This is a genomic window from Ruegeria sp. BE10, from assembly GCF_056538905.1.
Genome location: NZ_JBQFTX010000005.1, coordinates 22,823 through 48,265, shown reverse-complemented (window position 1 = coordinate 48,265; position 25,443 = coordinate 22,823). Strand labels below are relative to the sequence as shown.

Here is a 25,443-nt window from a genome sequence, read left to right as displayed (position 1 = left end):
TGGTTTTAAAGCCGCTTAGCTTGCAGGTGTCGACGACACACCCACTTGCGCCGGTCGCAGTAGACGATCATGCAGCATGAAGCCTTCGGCCGATACCTGAATGATGTCACCGGCGCGGGTTCCAGGAACCGGCGCTTCGAACATCGCCTCATGCACGTTTGGATCAAATCGATCGCCAACCTCGGGCGTGATCACCTCGATCCCGTGTTTTTGGAATACATCCTTCAGCGCCCGCATGGTCAGCTCGATCCCTTCCAGCAGACCGGCGGCCACTTCTTTTTGCTCATCGGTCGCGGCTTCGAGTGCGCGCTTCATGTTGTCGTAGACCGGCAGCATATCACGCGCCAGTTTCGAACCGCCGTATTGCTCAGCATCGCGCCGCGCTTTGTCGCCACGCTTACGGGCGTTTTCGGCATCTGCCAGCGCACGCATAAACTTATCTTTGTAATCGTCGCGCTCAGCGCGCAACTCATCCAGCTCTAGCGCTTCGTCGCTGAACTCGGCGATTTCTTCGGCCAGCTCTTCAGCCTCTGCCATTGCGATATTGTCCAGGAAGTCTTCGTCTTTGGGCTCTGCCATCTCTTACCCTCTAGCTCCGGTCGGATATCAGCTTGCCGACCAGTTGCGCCGTATAATCCACGATCGGTACGATCCGTCCATAATTCAAACGCGTGGGCCCGATGACCCCGACCGCACCAATTATCTTTCGATCAGCGTTCATATATGGAGACACCACCAAAGAGGAACCCGAAAGTGAGAAAAGTTTGTTCTCAGAGCCGATAAAAATGCGCACACCCTCGCCTTCTTCGGTCAATTCAAGGAATTCCGCGATGTCTCGTTTGCGTTCCAGATCATCAAACAGGGAGCGGATTCGGTCCAGCTCCTCAACTTCACCCGGTTCACCCAGCAGATTCGCCCGCCCGCGCACAATCAGACGGGCCGAGTCGCCCCCATCCCCGTCCCAAGCCGCCATGCCGCTTTCGACCATTTCCCGCGCCAGCACGTCGATCTCTTGTTTACGCGCGTCAATCTGCGCCTGCATCTGACGGCGCACTTCGCCAAGCGTGCGGCCTTCGATCAACGCGTTCAGGAAATTCGCCGCTTCACGCATCGAACTGGGTGTCTGCCCCGGTGGCGGTGTAAACAGGCGGTTTTCAACGTGCCCGTCAGCAAAAACCAGCACCACCAATGCACGGTCATGAGCTAACGAAACAAATTCGATATGCTTGATCTCGGATTCTTGCTTGGGGGTCAAAACTAAGGAGGCACCATGTGTCACGTGTGACAAGGCCGAACCCACGCGATCCAGCATCCCGCCCACATCGCCTGCGTTAGACCCTAGTGTTTCGTCCAGCTTCTGCCGATCAGCGGCGCCCAGATCGCCAACCTCAAGCAAACCATCGACAAACATACGCAAGCCTTGCTGCGTCGGAATGCGCCCCGCACTGACATGGGGGCTGTCGAGCAAGCCCAGAAACTCCAGATCCTGCATGACGTTGCGCACGGTGGCGGCGCTGACTTTTTCCGACAATGTGCGGGTCAGGGTGCGGCTGCCAACAGGCTCACCGCTGTCCAAATAGCTTTCGACGATCAGCCGGAACACCTCACGTGACCGGTCGTTCATCTCGTTCAGAATTTTGCTCGCTTCGCTCATCAGCGGTCCCCTGCTGGGCCGTCATTAAATCGCAGGCATATGAAAGGTCAATCGGGGTTGCATCGTAAGCCATGAGGGCGTTATCCCCAACCCAGCAAACAAAGGATTTTCCATGCGACCCTCAGGACGAGATTTAAGCGAAATGCGCGCCGTTTCAATCGAAACGGAGTTCACCAAACATGCCGAAGGTTCCTGCCTGATCAAAATGGGTGACACCCATGTACTGTGCACCGCCACGATCGAGGATCGCGTACCCCCCTTCATCAAAGGCTCGGGTCTGGGCTGGGTTACGGCTGAATACGGTATGCTGCCCCGCGCCACTAACACCCGGATGCGGCGCGAGGCGGCGTCGGGCAAGCAAGGTGGGCGCACCGTTGAAATCCAGCGCCTGATCGGTCGTGCCCTGCGGGCTGGTGTTGACCGGGTTGCCCTGGGCGAACGCCAGATCACTGTGGACTGTGATGTGATCCAAGCCGATGGGGGCACTCGTTGTGCTTCGATCACTGGTGGTTGGGTTGCACTGCGGCTGGCGGTGAACAAGCTGATGAAGGCCGGGGACGTAATCTCGGATCCGTTGATAGACCCTGTTGCAGCGGTATCTTGCGGTATTTATGCCGGCCAACCCGTTCTGGATCTGGACTACCCAGAGGACAGCGAAGCAGGCGTAGACGGCAATTTCATCATGACCGGTTCGGGCAAATTGATCGAAGTGCAGATGAGCGCCGAGGGTTCGGTCTTTAGTCGCGCGCAGATGGATCAGCTGATGGATCTGGCCGAAAAAGGTGTGGGCGAGCTGGCCGCAGCCCAGAAAGCCGCAACCGCATGACCCGCAAGTTCGACAGCAACAGGCTGCTGGTGGCCACGCATAACAAGGGAAAGCTTGAGGAGATGAAACATCTCCTTGAACCCTTCGGCGTGACCGTTGTTGGCGCGGCTGAGATGGACCTGCCCGAACCGGAAGAAACTGAGGACACGTTCGTCGGCAATGCCCGGATCAAGGCCCATGCTGCCGCCCAAGCCACTGGCCTGCCTGCCCTGTCGGACGATTCCGGGATTACCATTGATGCGCTGGATGGCGCTCCGGGAGTTTACACCGCTGATTGGGCCGAAACCGGTGATGGTCGAGATTTCCTGATGGCCATGACCCGCGCCCACGATGAGCTAGAGGCTAAAGGTGCCGCCCATCCCCGCACGGCGCAGTTCCGATGCACTCTGGTACTGGCCTGGCCCGATGGGCATGACGAGGTATTCGAAGGCATCGCCCCTGGTCAACTGGTCTGGCCCATCCGTGGCAAGGACGGGTTCGGCTATGATCCAATGTTTGTCCCGGACGGGTACGACATTACCTTTGCCGAGATGGATCGCTGGGAAAAGAACAAGATCAGCCATCGCGGCCGCGCTGTGGAAATGTTCGTGAAGGGCTGCTTTGGCGGATGATTGGCGCAACGGGGGCTTCGGCCTGTACGTGCATTGGCCTTTTTGCGAGGCCAAGTGCCCCTATTGCGACTTCAATAGCCATGTTTCACGTAATATCGACCAAAAACAATGGCTTAATGCATATTTGGATGAGCTGCGCCGCACGGCTGCCGAAACACCAGGCCGGGTTTTAAACACGATCTTTTTCGGCGGCGGCACGCCGTCGTTAATGGACCCAGATACTGTCGCCGCTGTGATCGATCAGGCCCGCGCCCTCTGGCATCCGGCCAATGACATGGAAATCACGCTTGAGGCCAATCCGGGCTCGGTCGAGGCTGGCCGTTTTGCCGCATATCGGGACGCCGGGGTGAACCGCATCTCGATGGGGGTTCAGGCGCTTAATGACGAAGATTTGCGTCGATTGGGTCGCATTCACACTGTGGCTGAGGCACGTTCTGCCTTTGATATTGCCAGAAATTGCTTTGATAGGGTCAGTTTTGACCTGATCTACGCCCGCCAACACCAAACCCCCGAAGACTGGCGAGCCGAGCTGACCGAAGCCCTTTCGATGGCTGTCGACCACCTGTCGCTGTACCAACTGACCATCGAGAACGGAACCGCCTTTGGGGATCGCTATGCCGTTGGTAAACTGCGTGGCCTACCCGAAGATGACAGCGCTGCCGACATGTATTTGGAAACACAGGACATCTGCGAGGCACATGGCCTGCTGACCTACGAGATTTCCAACCACGCACGCCCCAGCGCTGAATCACAGCACAACCTGATCTATTGGCGCTATGGCGACTATGTCGGCATCGGGCCTGGTGCCCACGGGCGCGTCACCTTGAATGGTCAAAAACTGGCTACAGAAACCTACCTGTCCCCAAACGCTTGGCTAACTGCTGTCGGAAAAGGCAGTGGAGAAAAAGAACGCTCGCCCCTATCAGCGCAAGAGCAGGCCAAAGAATACCTTATGATGGGGTTAAGAGTTGTAGAGGGTCTAGATATTGACAGGTATAATGCCCTGGCAGATCACCCGTTGCCGCAGGACAAATTGGCCGATCTAACAGAATTTGGGATGATCAAACAGACAAATGGCCGATTGATTGCCACCAAAGATGGGCGCGCCGTTTTAAATGCGGTGATCCGGGAACTTTTGGGGTAAATGATGCAATATGTTTGGGCCACCCTGGGTTTGATTTGCGTTGGCTTCGCGGTGGTCGGCATCGTTCTGCCCTTATTGCCTACTGTTCCTTTTTTGCTGCTGGCCGCGTTTTTCTTTGCACGGTCGTCTTCTCGCCTGCACAACTGGTTGATTACACATCGCACTTTCGGCCCGTTGATCGTTGACTGGCAAACGTCCGGCGCTATCCGACCCGGGGCAAAAAAGGCGGCCACCATTTCGGTCGCCGCCGTGTTCGGGCTATCGGTTCTGTTGTCCCTGCCGTCTCATGTCCTGATCATTCAGGCCGTGGTTTTGGGCGCGGTGATGCTGTTTATCTGGACCCGGCCTAACGGCTAAGCTTGGCGCACAGATCGTCCAACTGATCCAGGTTTTCATAGGTCAGCACCACTTGCCCGGTTTCTGATCCAGCCTTGTGATTGATCGCAACTTTCATCGCCAGAATTGCCGACAGATCTTTTTCCAAGGCTCGCGTATCAGCGTCTTTACCCGCATCCAGGTTTCGGGAACGCGGGGCAGCTTTCGCCGGATCTGCCTGTTGTTTTTTTACCAGCGCTTCGGTTGCGCGAACCGAAAGCCCATCCCGTACTACGATTTTCGCCAGTTCTGTTGGGTTTTCGGCCGTTATCAACGCTCGTGCGTGCCCAGCAGACAGCTTACCTTCGATGACCAGCGTCTGAACGTCCAAGGGCAACGACAGCAAGCGCAATAGGTTCGCAATATGACTGCGGCTTTTACCCAAGGCTTCGGCCAACTTCTCTTGAGTATGCCCGAAACGGTCCATCAACTGCTTATAGCCAGCAGCTTCTTCGACCGCATTCAGGTCAGCCCGCTGTATGTTTTCGATAATGGCGACTTCCAACACTTCTGTGTCGTCAAACTCACGCACAATAACCGGAATATCATGCAACTGCGCCATCTGAGCAGCGCGCCAACGCCGTTCCCCGGCTACGATTTCATATCCGCCATTGCTGATTTCCCGCACAATCAGCGGTTGAATAATGCCCTTTTCTTTGACCGAGGCTGCCAGTTCATCCAATTGATCCGCTGAGAATGTACGGCGCGGCTGGTTAGGGTTGGCCTGCAGCTTTTCAATCGGAACTTTCATGTCCGGACGACGCGGTTCTGTAGTCACCAGACCTTCGGCTTCCTGCGTTACATCTGCCATCAGGGCAGATAGTCCCCGGCCCAAACCTCTGGGTTTTGATTTTTTGACGGCCACTGCGCCCTCCTCACTGCCGCTCAGGCAGCGGCATTTTTGTTCTTGTGAATGACTTCACGCGCCAAATGTCGATATGCCATCGCACCCAACGATCCCGAGTCATACTGCAACACCGGCAAGGCGTATGACGGCGCCTCACTGACCCGCACATTTCTGGGTATCTTGGTTTTAAATACCATCTCACCCAGATTGTCACGTGCATCCTTTTCAACCTGGCGGGACAAGTTGTTGCGGTTGTCATACATGGTCAACACAACACCTTCGATTCTCAGGTCCGGATTCGCAGTTTGCCGAACCTCTCTGATCGTCAACATCAACTGCGAAAGCCCCTCCAGTGCAAAGAATTCACTTTGCAGGGGAACCAGAACGGAATGGGCAGCTACCATCGCATTCACAGTCAGCAAGTTCAGAGATGGCGGGCAGTCGATCAGCACAAAATCAAGCTCAAACTGGTCGATCGAGGTCTGACGCAGGGCGTCATGCAACAAATAGCTGCGTTTTTCATTGGAAATCAGTTCGATATCCGCCGAGCTTAGATCAACGGTTGCCGGTATTACCAGCAACCCGCCAATTTCTGTCTCTTGTACCACAGCTTCAAGCGGTGCATCGTCCAGGATCAAATCGTATGTGGTCCAATCCCTGTCCTCAACACCCAAACCGGTTGACGCGTTCCCCTGTGGATCCAGATCCACCACAAGAACCCTGCTTCCTGCTTCTGCCAAACCGGCCGCAAGGTTGATCGCAGTTGTTGTTTTTCCCACCCCACCCTTTTGATTGGCGACCGCAATTATCCGGGGCCCTGAGGGACGAGACAGATCAACCACGCGATACTCCTTTGATCCTTAGAATAACAGCTTGGGGCTCAGTTAAACTTGTAATCGGCTCGCAGTCGAAATTCCATTCCTTGCGCGCGTCATTCAGCTCTTTTTTCCAGCTTGCGCCTTTCGGCAACAGCGCCGTACCGGACTCTTTTAAATGCCTGTCACAAAAGGACAATAACGTGGGCAGATCCGCAAGGGCGCGGGCAGACAAAATATCGGCGTTCAACGGATCCACGGATTCTATCCTTTTTGACACAATAGAACAGTTCGCCCCGCATTCCCGTGCAACGCTACGCAGAAAGGCAGATTTACGCTGATCGCTTTCTACAAGTGTAAATCGCGCCGCTGGCGCTTCTTCTATAGCCATGATCGCGCAAACCATGCCAGGGAACCCACCGCCGCTGCCCAAGTCTACCCAATTATGGAACACATCCGAACACCGGTATACCTGCACTGAATCCAGAATATGCCGTGACCAGATGTCATTCAGGCTGTTGCGCGACACCAGATTTATCTTGGGATTCCAGCGCCGAACCAGTTCTACGTAGGTTTCAAGACGGCTAAATGTTTCACGTGAAACATCTAAACCTTTAAACACCTCATAGCTCATGCCTTTCGGACCTTTTGCTCTCGCCTCAACTTGGCCAGCAGTAAGGTCAAAGCGGCGGGCGTCACGCCCTCTACCCGCCCGGCCTGAGCAATATTAATCGGCTTTGCCTCAGACAGTTTTTGTTTCATCTCGGAGGATAGGCCTTCCAACACCGAATAATCGAAATCGCGCGGTATTTCATAGGATTCATCGCGTTTCATGGCTTCAACGTCTTTTTTCTGGCGCGCAATATAGTTCGCATAAAGCGCATCCCGTTCGACCTGGCTTCGGATATCTTCCTCAATATCTTGCAAACCCGCCTCAAGCGGAATCAGATCATTGAACGTAACATCAGGAAAAGCCAGCAAAGCCATGCCATCTCGGCGATTTCCGTCCTGATTGACATTGATTCCAGCTGCACGGACCTCCTTTGGTGTATAAGTCCGGTCTGTCAGTATTGACTTGGCAGCTGTAAGTTTCTCTATCTTTTCATCAAATCTTTCAGCCCGCGTATCACCAACACATCCAAGGTCAATTCCAAGAGGTGTTAATCGCTGATCAGCGTTATCAGCCCGAAGAGACAACCTGAACTCTGCCCGAGAGGTGAACATCCGATAAGGTTCTGCAACCCCTCGCGTAGTCAAGTCATCGATCATAACGCCTATATAGCTGTCAGCACGCGTGAAATGAACGGGTTCCCGACCCAGGACAGCGAGTGCTGCATTCAGACCAGCGACAAGCCCTTGTGCGGCTGCTTCTTCATATCCTGTTGTCCCGTTAATTTGCCCGGCAAGATATAGCCCCGGGGCATCAGGCAAGGACAAGGACGACGTCAGAACACGGGGATCGATATAGTCATATTCAATTGCATAGCCCGGTTGCAGGATCTCCGCCTTTTCCAGGCCTTTGATCGACCGCACATAATCATGCTGGACGTCCTGCGGAAGCGAAGTTGAGATCCCGTTTGGATAGATCGTGTGATCATGGATCCCTTCAGGCTCAAGGAAAATCTGATGGGATTCTTTTTCGGCAAACCGAACAATCTTATCCTCAATCGAAGGGCAATATCTGGGCCCGACCCCATCAATATGACCGCCATACATTGCCGACCGTGACAGGTTTTTTTCAATTATCTCATGTGTACGCGCATTCGTATGCGTAATTCCGCACGAGATTTGGGGTGCGACAGCTGACTCAGACAAAAACGAGAATAGCGTCGGATCTTCGTCTCCATCCTGCCGCTCTAGATCTGACCAATCAATGGTTCGACCGTCCAACCGGGGTGGTGTACCTGTTTTCAATCGCCCCATTGGAAGGTTTAAGCTGTCCAATCGCTCTGCCAGTTTGACAGAAGGTCGGTCCCCCATTCGCCCGCCAGGTCGGGAAACGTCTCCGATATGAATAACACCGCGCAGAAAGGTCCCAGATGTGAGTATCACGGCCGAGGCATGAATCTCGGACCCATCTGCCAATTGTATTCCGACGATACGAGGTCCATCTGTCAGAAAATCTGTGACCTCCCCGACCACCACGGATAAATGCTCTTGCGCCTGTGTCACTTTCTGCATGGCATCACGATACAGTGCCCGGTCTGCCTGAGTCCTTGGGCCCTGCACAGCAGGCCCTTTGCGGCGATTCAGCAATCTAAATTGAATACCGGCCTGGTCCGCAACGCGGCCCATGACACCATCCATCGCGTCGATTTCGCGAACCAGGTGGCCTTTCCCCAAACCCCCAATGGCAGGATTGCAGGACATCACTCCAATATCGGACTCAGACAGCGTCACCAATGCCGTCTCAACCCCCATGCGTGCAGCGGTATGGGCGGCCTCGGTTCCGGCATGTCCGGCGCCAATCACAACAACATCGAACTTTGAATGTTTCACGTGAAACACTCCTTACTTACCCAGGCAGAAACTGGAGAATATTTCATCCAAAAGGTCTTCGACCCCTATTCTGCCGACCAATGTTTCAAGGGCGCGGATAGCCGTCCGCAACTCTTCTGCCGCGATATCATACAGGTCTGGGCCTGATTCCAGAACTGTCATCGCCGCGACCAAAGCTGCCTTGGATTCATTCAGTGCGACTCGGTGGCGTTCACGGGTTGCAATACCATGGCTTGTGGATCTCTCACCCAATACACACGATATATGGGAAATTAGCTGATCAATTCCATGACCGGTTTTCCCGGAAATCCCGCCCTTATCATCCCCGCGCAGGTCAGATTTCGGAAAAAGCTGAATGTCACCTTCGACCATGGGAACACCAAGGTCTGACGGGTCTTCGGTCAGAAATACCCGCAAATCAGCCGCGTCCGCACGTTTACGGGCCAGCTTAATCCCAAGGTTTTCAACGTGATCTTCGGTTTCGCGCAACCCTGCGGTGTCCAGCAAAGTCACAGGCAAACCACCGAGATCCATGCGAACTTCAATAACGTCACGAGTTGTGCCGGCATATTCCGACGTGATCGCGGCCTCTCGACCCGCCAACGCATTCAGCAAGGTCGACTTTCCTGCATTTGGAAGGCCAACAATAGCAACTTCGAACCCGGTCCGGATACGTTCGGCAATTTTTACACCGTCCGCTTCGCGTTGCAGGTCTTGCATGACGCCGGTCACTAATGTGCAGACCTCAGGTGTCACATCGGTTGGAACCTCTTCATCGGCGAAATCTATAACGGCTTCCAGCAGAGATGCCGCCCGGATCAGGTCACGGCGCCAGCGTTCGGCCAAGCCACCCAGCTCTCCGGCCAAAATGGTCTGGGCCTGTTTACGCTGCGCCTCGGTTTCGGCATCGATCAGATCGGCCAGACCTTCGACCTGCGTCAGGTCCATCTTGCCGTTTTCCAATGCACGGCGCGTGAATTCCCCGGGTTCCGCAAGCCGCAACCCAACCGTATCGGACAAATTGCGCATTACCGCATTAACCGAAGCCGTGCTGCCGTGTATCTGCAACTCTGCGACATCTTCACCGGTAAAGCTGGCCGGGGCCTGGAAGGTCAGAACTAACCCATCATCCAAGCGCGACCCATCAGCTGCACACAAAGACCGAACCCGCATACCGCGGGGCGGTAGCGGGCTGCCGGTCAGCTCGGTTGCGGCTGAATGCGCCAAAGGGCCCGAGAGGCGGATGACCGCCACCCCTGCTTTACCCTGGGCGCTGGCCAAGGCGAATATCGTATCCATTCGAAGGCCTCGCGTCGGTTAAGACCTGTATCAGGTATTCATCGAGTCGAAGAACTCACCGTTGGTCTTGGTCTGCTTCAACTTAGACAGCAGGAACTCGATCGCATCAGTGGTGCCCATCGGGTTCAAGATACGGCGCAGAACAAAGGTCTTGGCCAGATCACCTTTGTCGACCAGCAGGTCCTCTTTCCGGGTGCCGGATTTGAGGATGTCGATCGCCGGGAACACGCGCTTGTCTGCGATCTTACGATCCAGAACGATTTCCGAGTTACCCGTGCCTTTGAATTCTTCAAAGATCACTTCGTCCATCCGGCTGCCGGTATCGATCAGCGCGGTGGCGATGATGGTCAGCGATCCGCCCTCTTCGATATTCCGCGCAGCACCAAAGAAGCGCTTGGGCCGTTGCAGAGCGTTTGCATCCACACCACCGGTCAGAACTTTACCGGATGAGGGGACCACAGTGTTAAACGCTCTACCAAGCCTTGTGATCGAATCGAGAAGAATAACAACATCTCGTTTATGCTCGACCAAACGCTTGGCTTTTTCGATCACCATCTCGGATACGGCGACGTGGCGTGTTGCAGGTTCATCAAAGGTCGAGGACACAACCTCACCCTTTACCGAGCGCTGCATATCGGTCACCTCTTCGGGGCGTTCGTCGATCAGCAGAACGATCAAATAGCACTCCGGGTGGTTCTGTTCGATCGAATGCGCGATGTTTTGCAAGATCACCGTCTTACCAGTCCGCGGCGGCGCCACGATCAAAGACCGCTGTCCTTTACCGATAGGTGAGACCAGATCAATCACCCGGGCCGACTTATCTTTGATGGTGGGATCTTCGATCTCCATCTTCAGACGTTCATCGGGATACAAAGGCGTCAAGTTGTCGAACAGGATCTTGTGTTTGGCTTTTTCAGGCTCTTCAAAATTGATCTTGGTGACTTTGATCAGCGCGAAGTACCGCTCGTTCTCATCCGGTGCTTTGATATCACCTTCGACCGTATCCCCGGTGCGCAGCGAATGCTGACGGATCATATCCGGTGAAACGTAGATGTCATCTGGGCCCGGCAGATAGTTCGCTTCGGGTGAACGTAGAAAACCAAAGCCGTCCTGCAGCACTTCAAGCACGCCATCACCGCCAACGGTCCAGCCTTCATCAGCGCGTTCACGCAGAATCTGGAACATCATCTCGCCCTTGCGCATGGTCGAGGCGTTTTCGATTTCCAGCTCTTCGGCCATCGCCAGAAGGTCTTTGGGGCTTTTGGCCTTAAGGTCAGCCAGATTCAGGGTGTCAGTTGTCATGATATATACCTTCGCCGCAGGCATCGCGGCACGAAGTGGAATTTCAGTACGGAAGATACGCCGCCCGGACGGGCGTGTTGATCCCTACATAAGCGCGGCTGACTTCGGAGTCAAACAGGCCCTCAGAATTTCAGAATGACCGCCAGAACGATGGCAACCATCAAAATGGTGGGAACCTCATTCATCATGCGGTACTGGCGCCCAGTGAGTGTATTTCGGCCCTCTAAGAAGTCTTTGCGCCGCGCCATCAGCCAGTGATGGAACCAGGTCATGCCGATCACGGCAGCACCTTTAACCCATGGCCAGGTAAAGTCCCAACCGACAATGCCTGGCGTGAACACCATAATCAGGCCACACACCCACGCTACGATCATGGCAGGGCGCATAATCACACGCAGCAGCTTTTCTTCCATTTCAAAGAAAATGGTTTCAGCACCATCGACAGCCTGCGCCTTTTCTACGTGATAGACGAACAGTCTGGGCAAATAGAACAAACCGGCCATCCACGAGATCACGGCCATGATATGTAAAGACTTCACCCACGGGTAAATCGTGAAAAGAAGATCGGTCATCCTGGCTCCGGGTGTTGCTCGGAACTCTCCCTAATAAAAAAATAAGAAAAGAAAAAGGAAGATGGTTTTGTAGGGTGAACAAAATCCGTGGATTACTTTTTTACACATGTGTTTTCCCCAGGTGAACATTTTTTACGCGTCAAAGCACTGATTCTGTTAGTAGTTAAAATATTGTAATTAAATCAGTGTGTTAATTTATTTATTCGAAAGGTGCCCTGGGGATAAGTTTCTGAGTATATGTGGAGTTCCCGCTTATCCCGTCATTCCAACTTATCCTTGTCCCGGATGGACAGGGTTCGAGCGACTCAGGGAAGATCTGCGCGAAAATCCCGGGGTTGCGTGTCAATCGGAAAACCATACAAACCATCCAAGAACGCTCAACGATTTGCACACGGGGTTGTCCACATGTCTGTCCCCATCATCCTGGCCTCAGGCTCATCCATACGCGCGCAGCTGCTGGAAAACGCAGGTGTGCCGTTTTCCGTTCAGGTCGCGCGCGTGGACGAGGATACCATGAAGGGCGCGTTGTTGGCCGAGGATGCCCCGCCTCGGGACATCGCCGATGCACTGGCCGAGATGAAGGCGCGCAAGGTCAGCGACAAAAACCCCGGTGCGATGGTTCTGGGGTGCGATCAGGTGTTGGATTTCGACGGGAAGCTGTTGTCGAAACCGGAAACGCCCCAGGACGCGCTGGCGCAGCTCAAGGCGATGCGGGGCAAGCGGCACATGCTGTTGTCGGCGGCGGTGATCTATCAGGATGGCGAGCCGATCTGGCGCCATGTCGGGCAGGTGCGTTTGCGCATGCGGATGAGTTCGGACGCGTACTTACGCGATTATATCGACCGAAACTGGGACAGTATCCGGCACGCGGTGGGTGCTTATAAGCTGGAAGAAGAAGGCGTTCGCCTGTTCGCTACCATTGACGGCGACTATTTTAATGTCTTGGGTATGCCCCTGTTGGAACTGCTCAATTATCTGGCCGTCAAAGGGGTGATCGACCAATGACACATAACCGAATTCCGCTGGCCGGAGTAATCGGACACCCGATTGCGCATTCGAAATCACCGCAGCTGCATGGCCATTGGTTAAAGAAGTATGGGCTGGCCGGGCATTACATTCCCATGGACGTGACGCCCGAGGATCTTGAGACGGTTCTGCACACCCTGCCGAAGGCGGGGTTTGTCGGGGCGAATGTGACGGTGCCCCACAAAGAAGCAGCGTTGCGTATTGCGGATCACGTATCGGAACGCGCATCAGTCATCGGGGCGGCAAATACATTGGTGTTTCAGGGTGACGGTACGATCCACGCGGACAACACCGATGGCTATGGGTTTTTGCAGAACCTGCGCAGCGGTGCGCCGGATTGGGTTCCGTCGGATGGCCCGGCGGTAGTATTTGGTGCAGGCGGCGCGGCACGGGCGGTGTTGCAGGGCTTGTTGGACGCGGGCGTGCCCCAGATCATGCTGACCAACCGTACGCGCGCCCGTGCGGATCAGTTGAAGGATGAATTTGGCGACCGCATCACTGTTTTGGAATGGGTACAGGCCGGCAATGTCATCGAAGAGGCCGAGCTGGTGGTCAACACGACCTCACTGGGAATGCTGGGACAACCGGAACTACGGGTGCCCTTGGATGGGTTGCAAGCAGGTGCGGTTGTGAATGATTTGGTCTATGCACCTTTGCAAACGCATCTTCTGAAATCGGCAGAGGAAGCAGGCTGTACCACGGTCGATGGTCTGGGCATGTTGCTGCATCAGGCAGTGCCCGGTTTTGAACGCTGGTTCGGCACCCGCCCCGAGGTGACCGATGACCTGCGCGCGGCGGTTTTGGGATGAGTTTCGCGCTTGGTTTAACCGGTTCGATCGGGATGGGCAAAAGCACCACGGCGCAGATGTTCGTCGAAGAAGGCTGTGCGCTGTGGGATGCGGATGCAGCCGTACATAGACTCTATTCAAGGGAAGGAGCGGCCGTCGGGCCGATGCGCGCTGCTTTTCCAGATGCCATCATCGATGGGTCTGTCAATCGTGACGCCCTGAAACAAGTCATCGCGCAGCACCCAGCCGCGCTGAAACAGATTGAGGCCATCGTACATCCGCTTGTTGCCGCAGATCGCGCTACTTTTAGGGAATACGCGACCGCGGATATTCTGGTGTTCGACATCCCCCTGTTGTTTGAAACCGGTGGTGATGCGGTGATGGATGCGGTGGCCTGTGTCTCGATCCCGGCGGACGAACAAAAGCGTCGCGTGATGGCGCGCGGTACGATGACTGATGCACAGTTTGAACAGATCCGCGCCAAGCAAATGCCGAATGACGAAAAATGCGCGCGGTCAGATTATGTGATCGTGACCGATACTCTGGACCATGCCCGCGCGCAGGTGCAGGATGTGGTCAGGCAAATACGGGCGGGGATAGCAGATGCGTGAGATTGTACTCGATACCGAAACCACGGGGTTTGATCCCGAAAGCGGCGACCGGATTGTTGAGATCGGCGCGGTCGAGCTATGGAACCACGTGGCCACGGGCGAGACCTATCACGTCTATATCAACCCTAAGCGCTCGATGCCCGAAGAGGCGTTTGGCGTGCATGGGATCGGCCCCGACCTGCTGGAAAACCCGCGCCCGCCGGAAAAGGGTGAGGTCACGCTGAAGGACAAGCCGGTCTTTGCCGAGGTGGGTCAGGGCTTTCTCAATTTCATCCAGGATTCGAAGCTGGTGATCCACAACGCATCCTTCGATATGAAATTCCTGAACGCGGAGCTCAAATGGATGGGATTGCCGCAGATTCCGATGGATCAGGCGCTAGATACGCTGGCGATTGCGCGAAAACGGTTTCCGGGCTCACCTGCGTCACTGGATGCGCTGTGCCGTCGGTTCAATATCGACAACACGAACCGGGTACTGCACGGGGCGTTGCTCGACTCGGAAATTCTGGCCGAGGTCTATCTGGAACTGATCGGGGGGCGGCAGCCGGACTTCGGCTTGTCCGCGACTGCTTCCTCGGCCGCGGGCGGTCAGGACGATTGGCGCCCAGCGGCGCGTCCGACACCATTGGCGTCAAAGATCACCGACGAAGAACGCGCGGCGCATAAAGCATTTGTAGAGAAATTGGGCGAAAACGCCTTGTGGACCCGCGCCTGAGGTGAAACCCGGCGCGGGTCAAATCGATTAGGCGTTCGCCTTCTGCGCTTCGGCTTGACGACGCAATAGTTCGTTGCGGTACAGCGCGACAAAGTCGATATTGTCCAGATTGACCGGCGGATAGCCACCGTCACGGGTGATATCGCTGACGATGCGGCGCAGGAACGGGAACAACATGCGCGGGCATTCGATCATCAGGAACGGATGCAACTGGTCCTCGGCCACGCCTTCGATGTGGAACAGGCCGCAATAGTCGATTTCGCACAGGAACAGAACGTCTTCCAGTCCTTTGGCTTTCGACTTGAGGTTCAGTTTGACTGCAACTTCATACTGATGCTCCGTCGCGCGCTTTTTTGCATCCAGATTCACCTGAACGGCAATTTCGGGCTGAACGTCACCGGACACACCTTTTTGTGCCATCACGTTTTCAAAGGACAAATCGCGGATGAATTGCCCCAGCACTCGCATTTGTACCTGGGGGGCGGCTTGGGCTGCCGTGTTTTCTGCAGCGTTTTCTTCGGCCATGGATCTACTCCAAAAATGAAATTCGACACTGCTTAGCAAGTTGGGCGCGGCACCTCAATGCAGGTCACGGTCCTTCAACCCATTTCGATGGTTTCGAAGGGTCCTGACGGGGCCGAACCTCGGTGAATTCGCCGTCAATCACGTCATCTTGCTCGAATGGTGCAGGACCAGACCGGAACTGTGCCCCATTGCCCATCTGGAACTGGGTGATCGTCACCTTCGATTTCAGGTATCGGAACACGGCCACGCGAATGCCCGGAACAAGCAGCGCAAAGCCGACCGCATCGGTGAAAAACCCAGGCGTCAGCAACAGAACGCCGGACAACAGGATCATCGCCCCATGGGCCAGGGGTTCTGTCGGATCGTCCAACTCGGCAAAGGATCGCTGCAGGTTCGCCAGCGCCATGCGACCTTGTGTCCTGACCAACGCAGTGCCCAGAACAGCGGTCAGCACCACTATTGCAAGGGTTGGCCACAGGCCGATCAGACCACCCACCTGAATGAACAGGGCAATCTCGATGATCGGAACCAATAAAAATGCCAAGAACAGGTACATATGCGTTATCCTTTACCAGTGGTCGGGCAGTGGACTTGCCACGAACTGTCACCTACATAGTGGCATGAGGCCGCGTATACAAAGTCGCGGTCTGAAAAGAGGATGAAATGAACGAACCGATGATCCAGTTGCTGGTCCTGGCCGGAATAGCCGTTTTCCTGATCCTGCGCCTGAAAAGCGTGCTGGGTACGCGTGAAGGTTTTGAGAAACCTCCTGTTCAGGAACAACCCGACGGGCACAGTGCCCGCCGCGGGTTTGAGGTGATTGAAGGTGGTCCTGATTTCGACATCACAGACCATGTTGCCGAAGACAGCGAACAGGCACAGACGCTTGCCGCGATGAAGCGGATCGAGCCCAGCTTTTCCGTCACCGAATTCGTGCAGGGCGCGCGCGGTGCCTATGAGATGATCGTCATGGGTTTCGAAAAGGGTAATCTGGACGAAATCCAACCCTTCCTGTCCGAAGAGGTGTTCGACACGTTTGTGTCCGTTGTGGCCGCCCGTGAAGATCAAGGCCTGACCATCGAGGCCGAGTTTATCGGCGTGCGTGAAACCACATTGGCCGACGTGAAATTCGACAAAGATACCAATCAGGCCGAGATCACCATGAAATTCGTGGGTGAGCTGACCTCGGTTGTGCGTGATCGCGGCGGCGATATCATCGAAGGCAACCCGAACACCGTCAAACGCCAAAAGGACAGCTGGACCTTTGCCCGTGTCATGGGCGCGGACGATCCGAACTGGCTGCTTGTCGCCACGGACGCATGATTGCCGCACTCCGGTCGCTTTTACTGGTGGGTGCGATGACCACCGCTAGCGCCGCCGGAGCTGAGGCGACGCGCTCGATCCTGTCGTTTGATGACCTTGAGGGCTGGGCCGCTGACGATCACGGGGCGGCCCTTTCGGTTTTTCTGAATACGTGCGGCGATCTGAATGATCCGGATTGGCGTGCCCTTTGTGCTGTGGCCCGAACCTATGAAGGGGATGCAGCGCGGGCGTTTTTCGAGCTGTTCTTCCGTCCGGTTTTGGTTGAAGACGGTAAAGATGCGCTGTTCACCGGCTATTTTGAGCCCGAACTGGATGGATCGCGCAGCCGGACCGACCGGTTCAAATACCCAATCTACAAAATGCCACCCGAAGCACGCGCCGAAGGGCCTTGGCTGAGCCGCCGGGACATCCTTACCGGGGATGCTATGACTGGCCGGGGGCTTGAGATCGCCTGGGTTGATGACCCGGTCGAGCTGTTCTTTCTGCAGATCCAGGGTTCGGGCCGTATTCGTCTGCCAGATGGTGGTGGCTTACGCGTGGGCTATGGCGGCGCGAACGGGCATCCGTATCGGTCGATCGGGGCCGAATTGATCCGCCGCGGTGCGTTAGGCGCGCATGAGGTGAGCGCGCAGATGATCCGCGCCTGGGTGCGCAAAAACCCCGAGGCCGGGTCTGAACTGTTACTTCACAACCCTTCTTACGTTTTCTTTCGTGAAGTCACCCGCGTTGCGCCCGAACTTGGCCCGCTGGGAGCGATGAACCGATCTGTCACCACCATGCGCAGCATTGCCGCGGATCCTGAATATACGCCGCTGGGGTCTCCGGTCTGGGTGGAAAAAGACGGCAAGGACCCGATGCGCCGATTGATGATCGCGCAGGATACGGGTGCTGCCATCAAGGGTGCTCAGCGGGCGGATATCTTCTTTGGCACCGGTGATGCCGCTGGGCAGGCAGCCGGGCGTCTGAAAGATCCGGGCCGCATGGTGATCCTGTTGCCGATCCAACGCGCCTATGCCCTGATCCCGGATGAGTTCTGATGACCCGGCGCAAACTGACCGAAGAAGAGATCGAGCTGTGGCGCAAGGTCACCAAACAGGCTGAACGTTTGCATCCTGAGCTGCCGCAATCGGTTCATCCCACCACCCTGCCCAAACCGAAGCCAACCAAAACACCAAAGATGCGCCTGGACGGGTTCGAGATCGGCCAGACCGCGCCCGCCAAAGTGGCGCGTCATGCGTTGAAGCCCTCGGTCACTGACAGCCTGCGCGCCAGCCCGGTGCAGATGGACACCAAGGCTTTTGGACGGATGAAGCGCGGCAAGCTGAAACCCGAAGGTCGGATTGATCTGCACGGTATGCGGATCGACACGGCGCATCCGGCGCTAGTGCGGTTTGTGTTGACGGCGCAGGCACAGGGCAAGCGGCTGGTGCTGGTGATTACGGGCAAGGGTAAGGACCGTGACGAACCCGGCCCCATCCCGACCCCACGCGGCGTACTGCGTAATCAGGTGCCACACTGGCTGTCCATCCCACCGCTGGCGCAGGCTGTGTTACAGGTAACACCCGCCCATATCAGCCACGGCGGCGACGGGGCCTATTACGTGTATCTGCGCCGGGGTCGTTAAAACGCGGTTTTCGCGCGGTGAATGCCGGTCCAGACCAAACCGCTGACTACAACAAAGAATGCAGCGATCCACATAAACTGAGTACCAAGCGTGACGTTGCAGTCGATCAGCACCCCAGTTAGAGCTGGCCCAATGGCCGAACCCAGCACCATGACCGCGGTCGCCAGCGCCTTGATCGCGCCAATATGGCGAGTGCCGTAAAACTCAGCCCAAAAGGCGCTAGGCAATGTGTTGTTCGCACCGACCGTCAGAGCCAGAAAGACCAGGCCGATCAGGGCGCCGGTTATGGTGTTGGTGACCGAGAGAATAGCAAAGCCCACACCGATCGGCAGTTGATAATACGGCATGATTCGCGCGGTGCCCCATTTATCCAGCGCCCAACCAGCGGCAAACATCGACAGGATCGAAACGCCGGTGAATACAGGGAACAGCGCCACCAGTTGAATATGCGGCCAGTCCCTGACCTGCGCCAGATGGACCTGATGAAAGAAAAACGCGGTGATGAAGGCAGATGGCGCAAGGATCGCGGGAACCATGAACCAAAACAGCGAATTGCGCAGCGCCTCGCTCCGGGTCCAGTGATGATCCTGCATGCCGGTGGCAATGTGATCCCCTGACAGGCTTTGCGGCGTGCGCTCCAGACGCAGCAGACGCATCAGAACCGGGATACCCAATGCCGTCACACCTGCGGCCACCACCCACAACAATCGCCAGTCGAGAAACACCATCGCGGCGACAAAAATCACCGGCAACAGCGCCTCTCCGACCGCGTATCCCAGTGAGGCGATCGACAGCGCCTTGCCACGTGTCGCGGTGAACCAGCGCGCCATGGCCACTTGCGCCAGATGGGTGCTCATCCCCTGCCCGAAAAGGCGCAACAGAAAGATCACGATAGGCAGAAGGAACAGTCTATTGTTCAACGCCATCGACAGCGCCGCAAGCGTCAAACCAGCCAGCACCACCGGCCCCAGAACCCGAACACGAAAGATATCGGTCAACCCGCCGGCCCAGATCATCACCACAGCCGCAACGGTGGTACCTAGGGAATAAAGCCCTCCCCAGGCCCCGTGACTCAGCCCATAAGCTGCACGGATTTCACCGGCAAAGACCGAGATGAAAAAGGTCTGCCCAAAGCTGGACAAAAACGTCAGCAGAACCCCGGCGCTCAACCAAGAGGCATTTTGAAAAAGAAAATGACGCAATTTAACCCGTGTCACGGGTTGGACACCTGCGCCTGTCCCGTTTCCGTCAACACGATCCCGGTCGCGCCTGTGGGGTTGCGTTCGCTGGGGGGGACCAGAATGTCGATAGCCGGACGCTCGTCAGGGCCAAATGTATTGTTGACCCGCCGGATCGAGTTGAGGATCGCCAGCAAAGCCGGAGATGTAGCAGCAACGAAATGCGAAGATTCGGCATCGCTGTTGAATGCGGTCGTGTCGATCACGTTGATAGGAAAGTCCTCAAGCGTTTTGATCGAACTGATATTGCCCAGCCGTTCGCCCTCGTCCGTGCCTCGCAGACGGGCTGAAATGTTCAGGATTTTGTCCTTTTGCGAGACCATGACAATGAACGGGTCGGGTGGATTGTCGATCCTGTCCATCTGCGAACGGAACAAATCCACGTCCAGATCAGGAGAGATCAGAACCACACCTTCGATATTTCTTTTGGCCCAACCCGGTTCCTGCAATTCGGTTTGTCGCATCATCTCCATCGTCAGGGCACTGCCCATGGAATGCGCCACAAGCAGAACCCGGTTTACGCCCATCGATTTCAATTCACGAATGGTCTGTTCCAAACCGTCGCGGGCAAAAAGCATGCTGTCCAGATCGTAAGCGTATCCATATCCCGTCGCACGGCTGGGCCAGGAATACACCAGGATCGATCCGGGCAGACCAATGTCATGCGACAGCTGCGCCGCGCGAAAGATGGTTTCGGTTTGGGTCGAGTTATAGCCATGCACAAAGATCGTCACTTCGTCCTGCCCACGTAGATGTTGCCGCAGTCCCTGAGGCCCGTTCAATTCGGTCACACCAGCCAGAACGAACTCTTTTTGCGGGTTAGGATTTGCATAAGAGAACTTCAGGGTTCCCGGCGTGTGTGTTGGCGGTATGGACACGGTGGTTTCCAGAAACTGCAGTTTTTCACTGCGCCTGAAACCAAATGATCCGTCTGCCTCGCGGGCCCTGGTCGTGCTGGCAAATACGGTTTTCGTCGTTCCTATGGACGCAGCCGACGGCACAATTTCAGAGACCGTCCTGTCAACACAGGCGCTCAGAGACAAAGACATAAATAGAAAAATCAGGTAGCGCATCAAACAGGGTCCTAACGGCCTTTTGCGCTAAGCTATCGAATTCTTGCCCCACGTCCAGCGACATGGGGCAGGATCAGCGGCAATTTCCGGCTGAAGACGTTACAGAACGTAACGGCTCAGATCCGTCGACTTGGTCAATTCGCCCAAGTTTTCGCTGACAAAATCGGCGTTGACGGTGATCTCGGACCCGGCCTTGTCAGGTGCGGTGAACGAAAGCTCCTCGAACACCCGCTCCATCACTGTGTACAGCCGCCGCGCGCCGATATTTTCGACGCTTTGGTTCACATCTGCTGCGATCTTGGCCAGGGCGGCGATGCCGTCCTCGGTAAAACTGACAGTGACCTCTTCAGTGCCCATCAATGCGGTGTATTGGCGGGTCAGGGCGTTGTCGGTCTCGGTCAGGATGCGAACGAAATCCTCTTCGGTGAGGGCGCGCAATTCTACGCGGATCGGCAGTCGGCCCTGCAATTCGGGCAGCAAGTCCGACGGCTTGGCAATGTGGAACGCACCCGAGGCGATGAACAGGATATGGTCGGTTTTCACCGCACCATGCTTGGTTGACACGGTGGTGCCCTCGATCAAGGGCAGCAGGTCGCGCTGCACCCCTTCGCGGCTGACATCGCCACCGCGGGCGTCGGAACGGGCGCAGACCTTGTCGATCTCATCCAGGAACACGATGCCGTTCTGTTCCACCGATTCCAGCGCCACCCTGTTGACGGTTTCATCATCCAGCAACTTGTCGGCCTCTTCCCCGATCAGCGCATCATAGCTTTCGGCGACGGTCAGGCGTTTCTTGACGGTCCGCCCGCCAAACGCTTTGCCGAAGATATCACCCAGATTCATCATCCCCATCTGGCCGCCGGGCTGGCCGGGAATGTCAAACATCGGCATTGGGTTCGAGGTGTCGGACAGTTCCAGCTCGATCACCGTATCGTCCAGTTCGCCGGCTTTCAGTTTCTTGCGGAACATCTCGCGCGTGCCTTCGCGGGCATCGGTACCGGCAATGGCTTCGATCACGCGGTCTTCGGCGGCCTGATGAGCCTTGGCCTTGACGTCTTCGCGCATGTATTCGCGGGTCTGGATGATGGCGGCATCCGCCAGATCGCGCACGATCTGTTCCACGTCGCGGCCGACATAGCCAACCTCGGTAAACTTGGTGGCCTCGACCTTGATAAAGGGCGCGCGGGCCAGTTTTGCCAGACGGCGGCTGATCTCGGTCTTGCCGACACCGGTGGGCCCGATCATCAGGATGTTCTTGGGATAGACCTCATCCCGGATGTCATCGGTTAGTTGCTTGCGCCGCCAGCGGTTGCGCAGCGCCACGGCCACGGCGCGCTTGGCGTCTTTCTGCCCGATGATAAAGCGGTCCAGTTCCGAGACGATCTCGCGCGGGGTCAGGTCGGTCACAGGGGCGGTCCTTTCGGTCGGCATGGCTAGTCTTGGGCTTAGGTAATCACCGCAATCGCGAAAACAACCAAGCCCTTTTCATTGGCAGCGTTGGTTAGCAATGGCCCATCCGGTTTGCAAACGCTTTCCATAGGTGAAACGCGCGCCCTCTGTTACAGTGATTTCAAGGTGTTGACGGTCAGGAGTGTGAAAGTGACGAAAATTGCCAAGATCACCTTGCTGTTCGTGGTGTTTGTGGACCTGATCGGGCAAGGACTGGTGTTTCCCATCATCAACTCGCTGATCATGGAGACGAAATCGGGGTTCCTGCCCGAGAGTACGCCCGATGGTCGCCGCCATCTGTATTACGGGCTGGTAATTGGTTGTTTCTTTTTGTCGTGGTTTCTGGGTGTGGTCTATGTGTCCAAGGTCTCGGATTCCATCGGGCGTAAGAATGCGCTGCTGGTCTGTCTGAGCGGGGCACTGGTAGGGTATGCGTTGACCATTGCGGCGCTGTATATGAACAGCTTGCTGTTGCTGATCATAGGCCGTTCGATCACCGGGTTCACCGCAGGGAACCAGCCCATCGCGCAGGCGGCGATGATTGACGGCAGTACCGATGCGGCGGATCGCGACCGCAACATGGGTTACATCATAACCGGTGTCAGCTTTGGCCTTGTCGGCGGCCCAATCATTGGCGCGGTTCTGTCCGATGCCAACCTGCTGGGCAGCTTTGCCACGCTGAAAACCCCGTTCTATGGCGCATTTATTCTGGTGTTGATCGCCATCTTCCTTGTGCTGACCTTTTTCAAGGACACCCGGACCGAGCGTACGGCTTTTGTGTTCCGCCCGCGGGACGTGACCGACAGCCTGATTGCTGTGCGAGAACACCCGATGGTTCTGAAAATCCTGCCAGTCTATGCGCTGTTCATGATCGCCAATGTCACCTTCTATGTCTTCGTTGATAATTTCCTGACCAGCGCCTGGGGATACGGAGTCATTGGCGGTAGCATGGCGATGGTGGTGATCGGTTTTGCGCTGGCGTTCTCAAGCACCTTCCTGGTGAAGCCTGCGCAAGAGAGGTTCAGCAAGCACCAGATCATCTACACTTCGCTGGTGGTGATGGTGATTTGCGGGTTCGGTTTTGCCTTCAGCCCCAGCGGTGTGCTGAGTTACGTGCCGGTTTTCTTCTTCTATTTCTTTTTCGGAGTCTCATACCCAACCCTGTTGGGGCTGTTTTCTTCGGCCGTTGCCGAGACCGATCAGGGTTGGGTCATGGGTGTGACCACCGCTGTCTTCTGTCTGGCGGGCGGTGTCATGTCTCTGATCGGCGGCGGATTGATGAGCTTTGATATCCGCCTACCCTATTACATCGTCATCGCGACAGCCCTGATGGGGCTGGTCGGCATGCACCTGCGCTGGAAAGGAAAAGAGATCAAGGCGCTGTTAGCCTGAGATCGTCTCGACCGTCAGGTTGCCGTTGGTATAGACGCAGATATCGGCGGCAATCGCCATTGCCTCGCGCGCCACGTCCTCGGCGGGTTTGTCGCTGTCCATCATGGCGCGGGCTGCGGCGAGGGCAAAGTTCCCACCCGAGCCGATGGCGGCCACGTTGTGTTCGGGCTCCAGCACATCCCCTGCCCCGGTGATCACCAGCAGGTCCTTGCCGTCGGTGACGATCAGCATCGCCTCAAGCTTTTGTAGGTACTTGTCTGTGCGCCAATCCTTGGCCAGTTCGACCGAGGCGCGCGCCAGCTGGCCGGGTGTGGCCTCAAGCTTGGCTTCCAGACGCTCCAGCAGGGTGAAGGCATCGGCGGTTGACCCGGCGAAACCGGCGACAACCTCAAACCCGCCGGGCGACAGGCGGCGCACCTTGCGTGCTGTTCCCTTGATCACGGTTTGGCCCAGGCTGACCTGTCCGTCACCGGCAATCACCACCTGACCGCCCTTTTTGACGCCAATGATGGTTGTGCCGTGCCATCCGGGAAAATCGCTATCCGCCATAAAAGCCTCCGTTTTCAACTGCCGTCCTATATGGGCCGGACCTGTCCGCAGCGCAACAGGTCACGAACTGCTTAAAAGATATGCAGGAATCGCAATGCGGGGTTACCGGACTAGCAATTGTGAGTCTCAGCCTGACGTCCTACATGAGCCTCACAACCGACAACCGGTCGGCTGTTTCACATATAAGGACTGCGCAAATGGCAACCATCGCTAAAACCCATGCGCCGCTCGGAGCAGCTACCATCCTGCACGTAGTGGACGCGTTCTACGGAACCTATGACAAAGCAATCGCGTGGAATGAATCCCGCAAGACACGCAAGGCCCTGTCGGAGCTGAGCGACGCACAGCTGGAAGATATCGGCCTGTGCCGCGCGGACATCAGAAACGTCTGATCCGCGCCCAGTGCAAAAAGAATGCAAGCCGCTCGTCCGAGCGGCTTTTTCTTTGTCAGGACAGTTTGTATTGGCCGGACAGGTCGGGCAGGAAAGCCTCGATCGCGGCGGTTGCCACCACATGTCTCGTGCCGGCCTCAGTATCTTCGATATCCAACCCACCTTTGACAGCCCGCACCTCGGCCCGTCCGCGGGGAAGATCGGCGGCAACAAGATCGCAATTCACCTGGTCAGGGTCCTGTACCCCAATCGTGACGCAAACGCGCATGTCGGTATGATCCACACCCAGCTTTGAGAACAGCGTGATCGACGAATGATGCAGTGCATCCTGCACCGCCCGGCGTGCAGCCTTGGTGTAATCCTGCCCATACAGGTCGTTGCCGGTACCCATTTCCAGAATGATACGTTTTTCGGTCATGTCGCGGGCTCCATATCGAAAGAAACGATGATGGCCGCATTGGCAATGACTGTCCGACCTTCGGTATGCGGCTTTTCAATATCCAACCCACCTTGAGTGATGGTGATATTGGGCTGTCCATAAGGGAAAATGGCAGTCAATGCGTCTCGATCCACCTTTTCGGGCTGCTGAACCCCAATTTCGGCGTCGATGATCATCGCTTCTTTCGGAAAATCGAACAGCTCGGCCATGTTGACCGAATTGTGCCATAGTGCATCTTTGATCGCCCGCAGCGCGGCCTCGGTATAATCCTCGCGGCGCAAAGACGTCCCCATGCCGAACTCCACAAGTACCCGTGTTTTTGCCATCTGATCCTCCCGGCAATAAAAAAGGCGCC

At 56.2% G+C, this 25,443-nt stretch carries 30 protein-coding genes; 13 read left to right on the top strand and 17 right to left on the bottom strand.

The window, feature by feature from the left end:
• Nucleotides 1–15: 15 nt before the first annotated feature.
• On the bottom strand, nucleotides 16–579 hold the full coding sequence (locus tag ACR0M2_RS12575) for a nucleotide exchange factor GrpE (RefSeq protein WP_170349562.1): 564 nt from the start codon (nucleotides 577–579) through the stop codon (nucleotides 16–18).
• 10 nt (nucleotides 580–589) lie between these two features.
• Nucleotides 590–1,654: a heat-inducible transcriptional repressor HrcA gene (gene hrcA, locus ACR0M2_RS12570; RefSeq protein ID WP_170361045.1), complete on the bottom strand. Its 1,065-nt coding sequence runs from the start codon at nucleotides 1,652–1,654 to the stop codon at nucleotides 590–592.
• Nucleotides 1,655–1,766: 112 nt separating this feature from the next.
• On the opposite strand from hrcA, the gene rph reads away from it, so the two are divergent.
• From rph to ACR0M2_RS12550, 4 genes are read left to right on the top strand one after another with little or no spacing between them, the layout of a single operon-like run.
• Complete coding sequence (rph, locus tag ACR0M2_RS12565) at nucleotides 1,767–2,480, top strand: ribonuclease PH (protein WP_480705356.1); 714 nt, start codon at nucleotides 1,767–1,769, stop codon at nucleotides 2,478–2,480.
• Complete coding sequence (rdgB, locus tag ACR0M2_RS12560) at nucleotides 2,477–3,091, top strand: RdgB/HAM1 family non-canonical purine NTP pyrophosphatase (protein WP_480638478.1); 615 nt, start codon at nucleotides 2,477–2,479, stop codon at nucleotides 3,089–3,091. Before rph ends, rdgB begins: the two co-directional genes overlap by 4 nt.
• Nucleotides 3,081–4,235 carry a radical SAM family heme chaperone HemW gene (gene hemW, locus ACR0M2_RS12555; RefSeq protein ID WP_226689016.1) on the top strand — a complete coding sequence of 385 codons (1,155 nt, stop codon included), beginning with the start codon at nucleotides 3,081–3,083 and terminating at the stop codon, nucleotides 4,233–4,235. Before rdgB ends, hemW begins: the two co-directional genes overlap by 11 nt.
• 3 nt (nucleotides 4,236–4,238) lie before the next feature.
• Nucleotides 4,239–4,592: a YbaN family protein gene (locus ACR0M2_RS12550; RefSeq protein ID WP_170349840.1), complete on the top strand. Its 354-nt coding sequence runs from the start codon at nucleotides 4,239–4,241 to the stop codon at nucleotides 4,590–4,592.
• Here the strand turns inward: ACR0M2_RS12550 and ACR0M2_RS12545 are convergent.
• The 7 genes from ACR0M2_RS12545 to ACR0M2_RS12515 form a co-directional block, all read right to left on the bottom strand.
• Nucleotides 4,582–5,475 (bottom strand): ParB/RepB/Spo0J family partition protein, encoded by an 894-nt coding sequence (locus ACR0M2_RS12545; protein ID WP_480705354.1) that lies wholly within the window; start codon nucleotides 5,473–5,475, stop codon nucleotides 4,582–4,584. The genes ACR0M2_RS12550 and ACR0M2_RS12545 overlap by 11 nt on opposite strands.
• A gap of 20 nt (nucleotides 5,476–5,495) precedes the next feature.
• Nucleotides 5,496–6,299 carry a ParA family protein gene (locus tag ACR0M2_RS12540; protein WP_170349556.1) on the bottom strand — a complete coding sequence of 268 codons (804 nt, stop codon included), beginning with the start codon at nucleotides 6,297–6,299 and terminating at the stop codon, nucleotides 5,496–5,498.
• Nucleotides 6,292–6,906, bottom strand: a complete 615-nt coding sequence (rsmG, locus tag ACR0M2_RS12535) for a 16S rRNA (guanine(527)-N(7))-methyltransferase RsmG (protein WP_170376533.1) — start codon at nucleotides 6,904–6,906, stop codon at nucleotides 6,292–6,294. Before rsmG ends, ACR0M2_RS12540 begins: the two co-directional genes overlap by 8 nt.
• A complete protein-coding gene (gene mnmG / locus ACR0M2_RS12530) occupies nucleotides 6,903–8,771 on the bottom strand; it encodes a tRNA uridine-5-carboxymethylaminomethyl(34) synthesis enzyme MnmG (protein ID WP_480705352.1) in 1,869 nt (622 codons plus the stop codon). Before mnmG ends, rsmG begins: the two co-directional genes overlap by 4 nt.
• 12 nt (nucleotides 8,772–8,783) lie before the next feature.
• Nucleotides 8,784–10,070 (bottom strand): tRNA uridine-5-carboxymethylaminomethyl(34) synthesis GTPase MnmE, encoded by a 1,287-nt coding sequence (mnmE, locus tag ACR0M2_RS12525; RefSeq protein WP_480705350.1) that lies wholly within the window; start codon nucleotides 10,068–10,070, stop codon nucleotides 8,784–8,786.
• Nucleotides 10,071–10,100: 30 nt separating this feature from the next.
• Entirely contained in the window at nucleotides 10,101–11,372 is a 1,272-nt protein-coding gene (rho, locus tag ACR0M2_RS12520; protein ID WP_170349552.1) for a transcription termination factor Rho, read from the bottom strand.
• Nucleotides 11,373–11,494: 122 nt separating this feature from the next.
• Complete coding sequence (locus ACR0M2_RS12515) at nucleotides 11,495–11,944, bottom strand: CopD family protein (RefSeq protein ID WP_480705348.1); 450 nt, start codon at nucleotides 11,942–11,944, stop codon at nucleotides 11,495–11,497.
• 405 nt (nucleotides 11,945–12,349) lie between these two features.
• Between ACR0M2_RS12515 and ACR0M2_RS12510 the strand changes: the two genes are divergently transcribed.
• From ACR0M2_RS12510 to dnaQ, 4 genes are read left to right on the top strand one after another with little or no spacing between them, the layout of a single operon-like run.
• Nucleotides 12,350–12,949, top strand: coding sequence for a Maf family protein (locus tag ACR0M2_RS12510; RefSeq protein ID WP_480705346.1), 600 nt, complete (start codon nucleotides 12,350–12,352; stop codon nucleotides 12,947–12,949).
• Nucleotides 12,946–13,779 (top strand): shikimate dehydrogenase, encoded by an 834-nt coding sequence (locus ACR0M2_RS12505; protein WP_480705344.1) that lies wholly within the window; start codon nucleotides 12,946–12,948, stop codon nucleotides 13,777–13,779. Before ACR0M2_RS12510 ends, ACR0M2_RS12505 begins: the two co-directional genes overlap by 4 nt.
• On the top strand, nucleotides 13,776–14,369 hold the full coding sequence (gene coaE, locus ACR0M2_RS12500; protein WP_170411137.1) for a dephospho-CoA kinase: 594 nt from the start codon (nucleotides 13,776–13,778) through the stop codon (nucleotides 14,367–14,369). Before ACR0M2_RS12505 ends, coaE begins: the two co-directional genes overlap by 4 nt.
• Entirely contained in the window at nucleotides 14,362–15,084 is a 723-nt protein-coding gene (gene dnaQ, locus ACR0M2_RS12495; protein ID WP_170411140.1) for a DNA polymerase III subunit epsilon, read from the top strand. The genes coaE and dnaQ overlap by 8 nt, the downstream gene beginning before the upstream one ends.
• A gap of 27 nt (nucleotides 15,085–15,111) precedes the next feature.
• Here the strand turns inward: dnaQ and secB are convergent, their stop codons facing one another.
• Nucleotides 15,112–15,609 carry a protein-export chaperone SecB gene (gene secB, locus ACR0M2_RS12490; RefSeq protein ID WP_170349546.1) on the bottom strand — a complete coding sequence of 166 codons (498 nt, stop codon included), beginning with the start codon at nucleotides 15,607–15,609 and terminating at the stop codon, nucleotides 15,112–15,114.
• A gap of 64 nt (nucleotides 15,610–15,673) precedes the next feature.
• Complete coding sequence (locus ACR0M2_RS12485) at nucleotides 15,674–16,165, bottom strand: FxsA family protein (protein ID WP_170349545.1); 492 nt, start codon at nucleotides 16,163–16,165, stop codon at nucleotides 15,674–15,676.
• A gap of 107 nt (nucleotides 16,166–16,272) precedes the next feature.
• Between ACR0M2_RS12485 and ACR0M2_RS12480 the strand changes: the two genes are divergently transcribed.
• The 3 genes from ACR0M2_RS12480 to ACR0M2_RS12470 are packed head-to-tail and all read left to right on the top strand — an operon-like array spanning nucleotide 16,273 to nucleotide 18,556.
• Entirely contained in the window at nucleotides 16,273–16,932 is a 660-nt protein-coding gene (locus ACR0M2_RS12480; RefSeq protein ID WP_170376548.1) for a Tim44/TimA family putative adaptor protein, read from the top strand.
• Complete coding sequence (mltA, locus tag ACR0M2_RS12475; RefSeq protein WP_480705342.1) at nucleotides 16,929–17,969, top strand: murein transglycosylase A; 1,041 nt, start codon at nucleotides 16,929–16,931, stop codon at nucleotides 17,967–17,969. Before ACR0M2_RS12480 ends, mltA begins: the two co-directional genes overlap by 4 nt.
• Nucleotides 17,969–18,556 (top strand): Smr/MutS family protein, encoded by a 588-nt coding sequence (locus ACR0M2_RS12470; protein WP_170349542.1) that lies wholly within the window; start codon nucleotides 17,969–17,971, stop codon nucleotides 18,554–18,556. Before mltA ends, ACR0M2_RS12470 begins: the two co-directional genes overlap by 1 nt.
• Here ACR0M2_RS12470 and ACR0M2_RS12465 read toward each other — a convergent pair.
• The 3 genes from ACR0M2_RS12465 to hslU form a co-directional block, all read right to left on the bottom strand.
• Nucleotides 18,553–19,773 carry an MFS transporter gene (locus ACR0M2_RS12465; protein WP_480705340.1) on the bottom strand — a complete coding sequence of 407 codons (1,221 nt, stop codon included), beginning with the start codon at nucleotides 19,771–19,773 and terminating at the stop codon, nucleotides 18,553–18,555. The genes ACR0M2_RS12470 and ACR0M2_RS12465 overlap by 4 nt on opposite strands.
• Nucleotides 19,770–20,672, bottom strand: a complete 903-nt coding sequence (locus ACR0M2_RS12460; RefSeq protein WP_367647920.1) for an alpha/beta hydrolase — start codon at nucleotides 20,670–20,672, stop codon at nucleotides 19,770–19,772. The genes ACR0M2_RS12465 and ACR0M2_RS12460 overlap by 4 nt, the downstream gene beginning before the upstream one ends.
• Before the next feature lie 294 nt (nucleotides 20,673–20,966).
• Nucleotides 20,967–22,274, bottom strand: a complete 1,308-nt coding sequence (gene hslU, locus ACR0M2_RS12455; protein WP_170349539.1) for an ATP-dependent protease ATPase subunit HslU — start codon at nucleotides 22,272–22,274, stop codon at nucleotides 20,967–20,969.
• Nucleotides 22,275–22,466: 192 nt separating this feature from the next.
• Here hslU and ACR0M2_RS12450 point away from each other — a divergent pair, with 192 nt between their 5' ends.
• Nucleotides 22,467–23,708 (top strand): MFS transporter, encoded by a 1,242-nt coding sequence (locus tag ACR0M2_RS12450; RefSeq protein ID WP_170349538.1) that lies wholly within the window; start codon nucleotides 22,467–22,469, stop codon nucleotides 23,706–23,708.
• On the opposite strand, the gene hslV is transcribed toward ACR0M2_RS12450, so the two are convergent.
• Complete coding sequence (hslV, locus tag ACR0M2_RS12445) at nucleotides 23,700–24,257, bottom strand: ATP-dependent protease subunit HslV (RefSeq protein WP_058283350.1); 558 nt, start codon at nucleotides 24,255–24,257, stop codon at nucleotides 23,700–23,702. The two genes, ACR0M2_RS12450 and hslV, sit on opposite strands and share 9 nt — an antisense overlap.
• A gap of 197 nt (nucleotides 24,258–24,454) precedes the next feature.
• Here hslV and ACR0M2_RS12440 point away from each other — a divergent pair, with 197 nt between their 5' ends.
• Nucleotides 24,455–24,649, top strand: coding sequence for a DUF1127 domain-containing protein (locus ACR0M2_RS12440; RefSeq protein WP_170349537.1), 195 nt, complete (start codon nucleotides 24,455–24,457; stop codon nucleotides 24,647–24,649).
• A gap of 55 nt (nucleotides 24,650–24,704) precedes the next feature.
• Here ACR0M2_RS12440 and ACR0M2_RS12435 read toward each other — a convergent pair whose 3' ends face one another.
• On the bottom strand, nucleotides 24,705–25,067 hold the full coding sequence (locus tag ACR0M2_RS12435; protein ID WP_170506426.1) for a Lin0512 family protein: 363 nt from the start codon (nucleotides 25,065–25,067) through the stop codon (nucleotides 24,705–24,707).
• Nucleotides 25,064–25,414 (bottom strand): Lin0512 family protein, encoded by a 351-nt coding sequence (locus ACR0M2_RS12430; protein WP_480705338.1) that lies wholly within the window; start codon nucleotides 25,412–25,414, stop codon nucleotides 25,064–25,066. The genes ACR0M2_RS12435 and ACR0M2_RS12430 overlap by 4 nt, the downstream gene beginning before the upstream one ends.
• Between the last annotated feature and the right edge of the window lie 29 nt (nucleotides 25,415–25,443).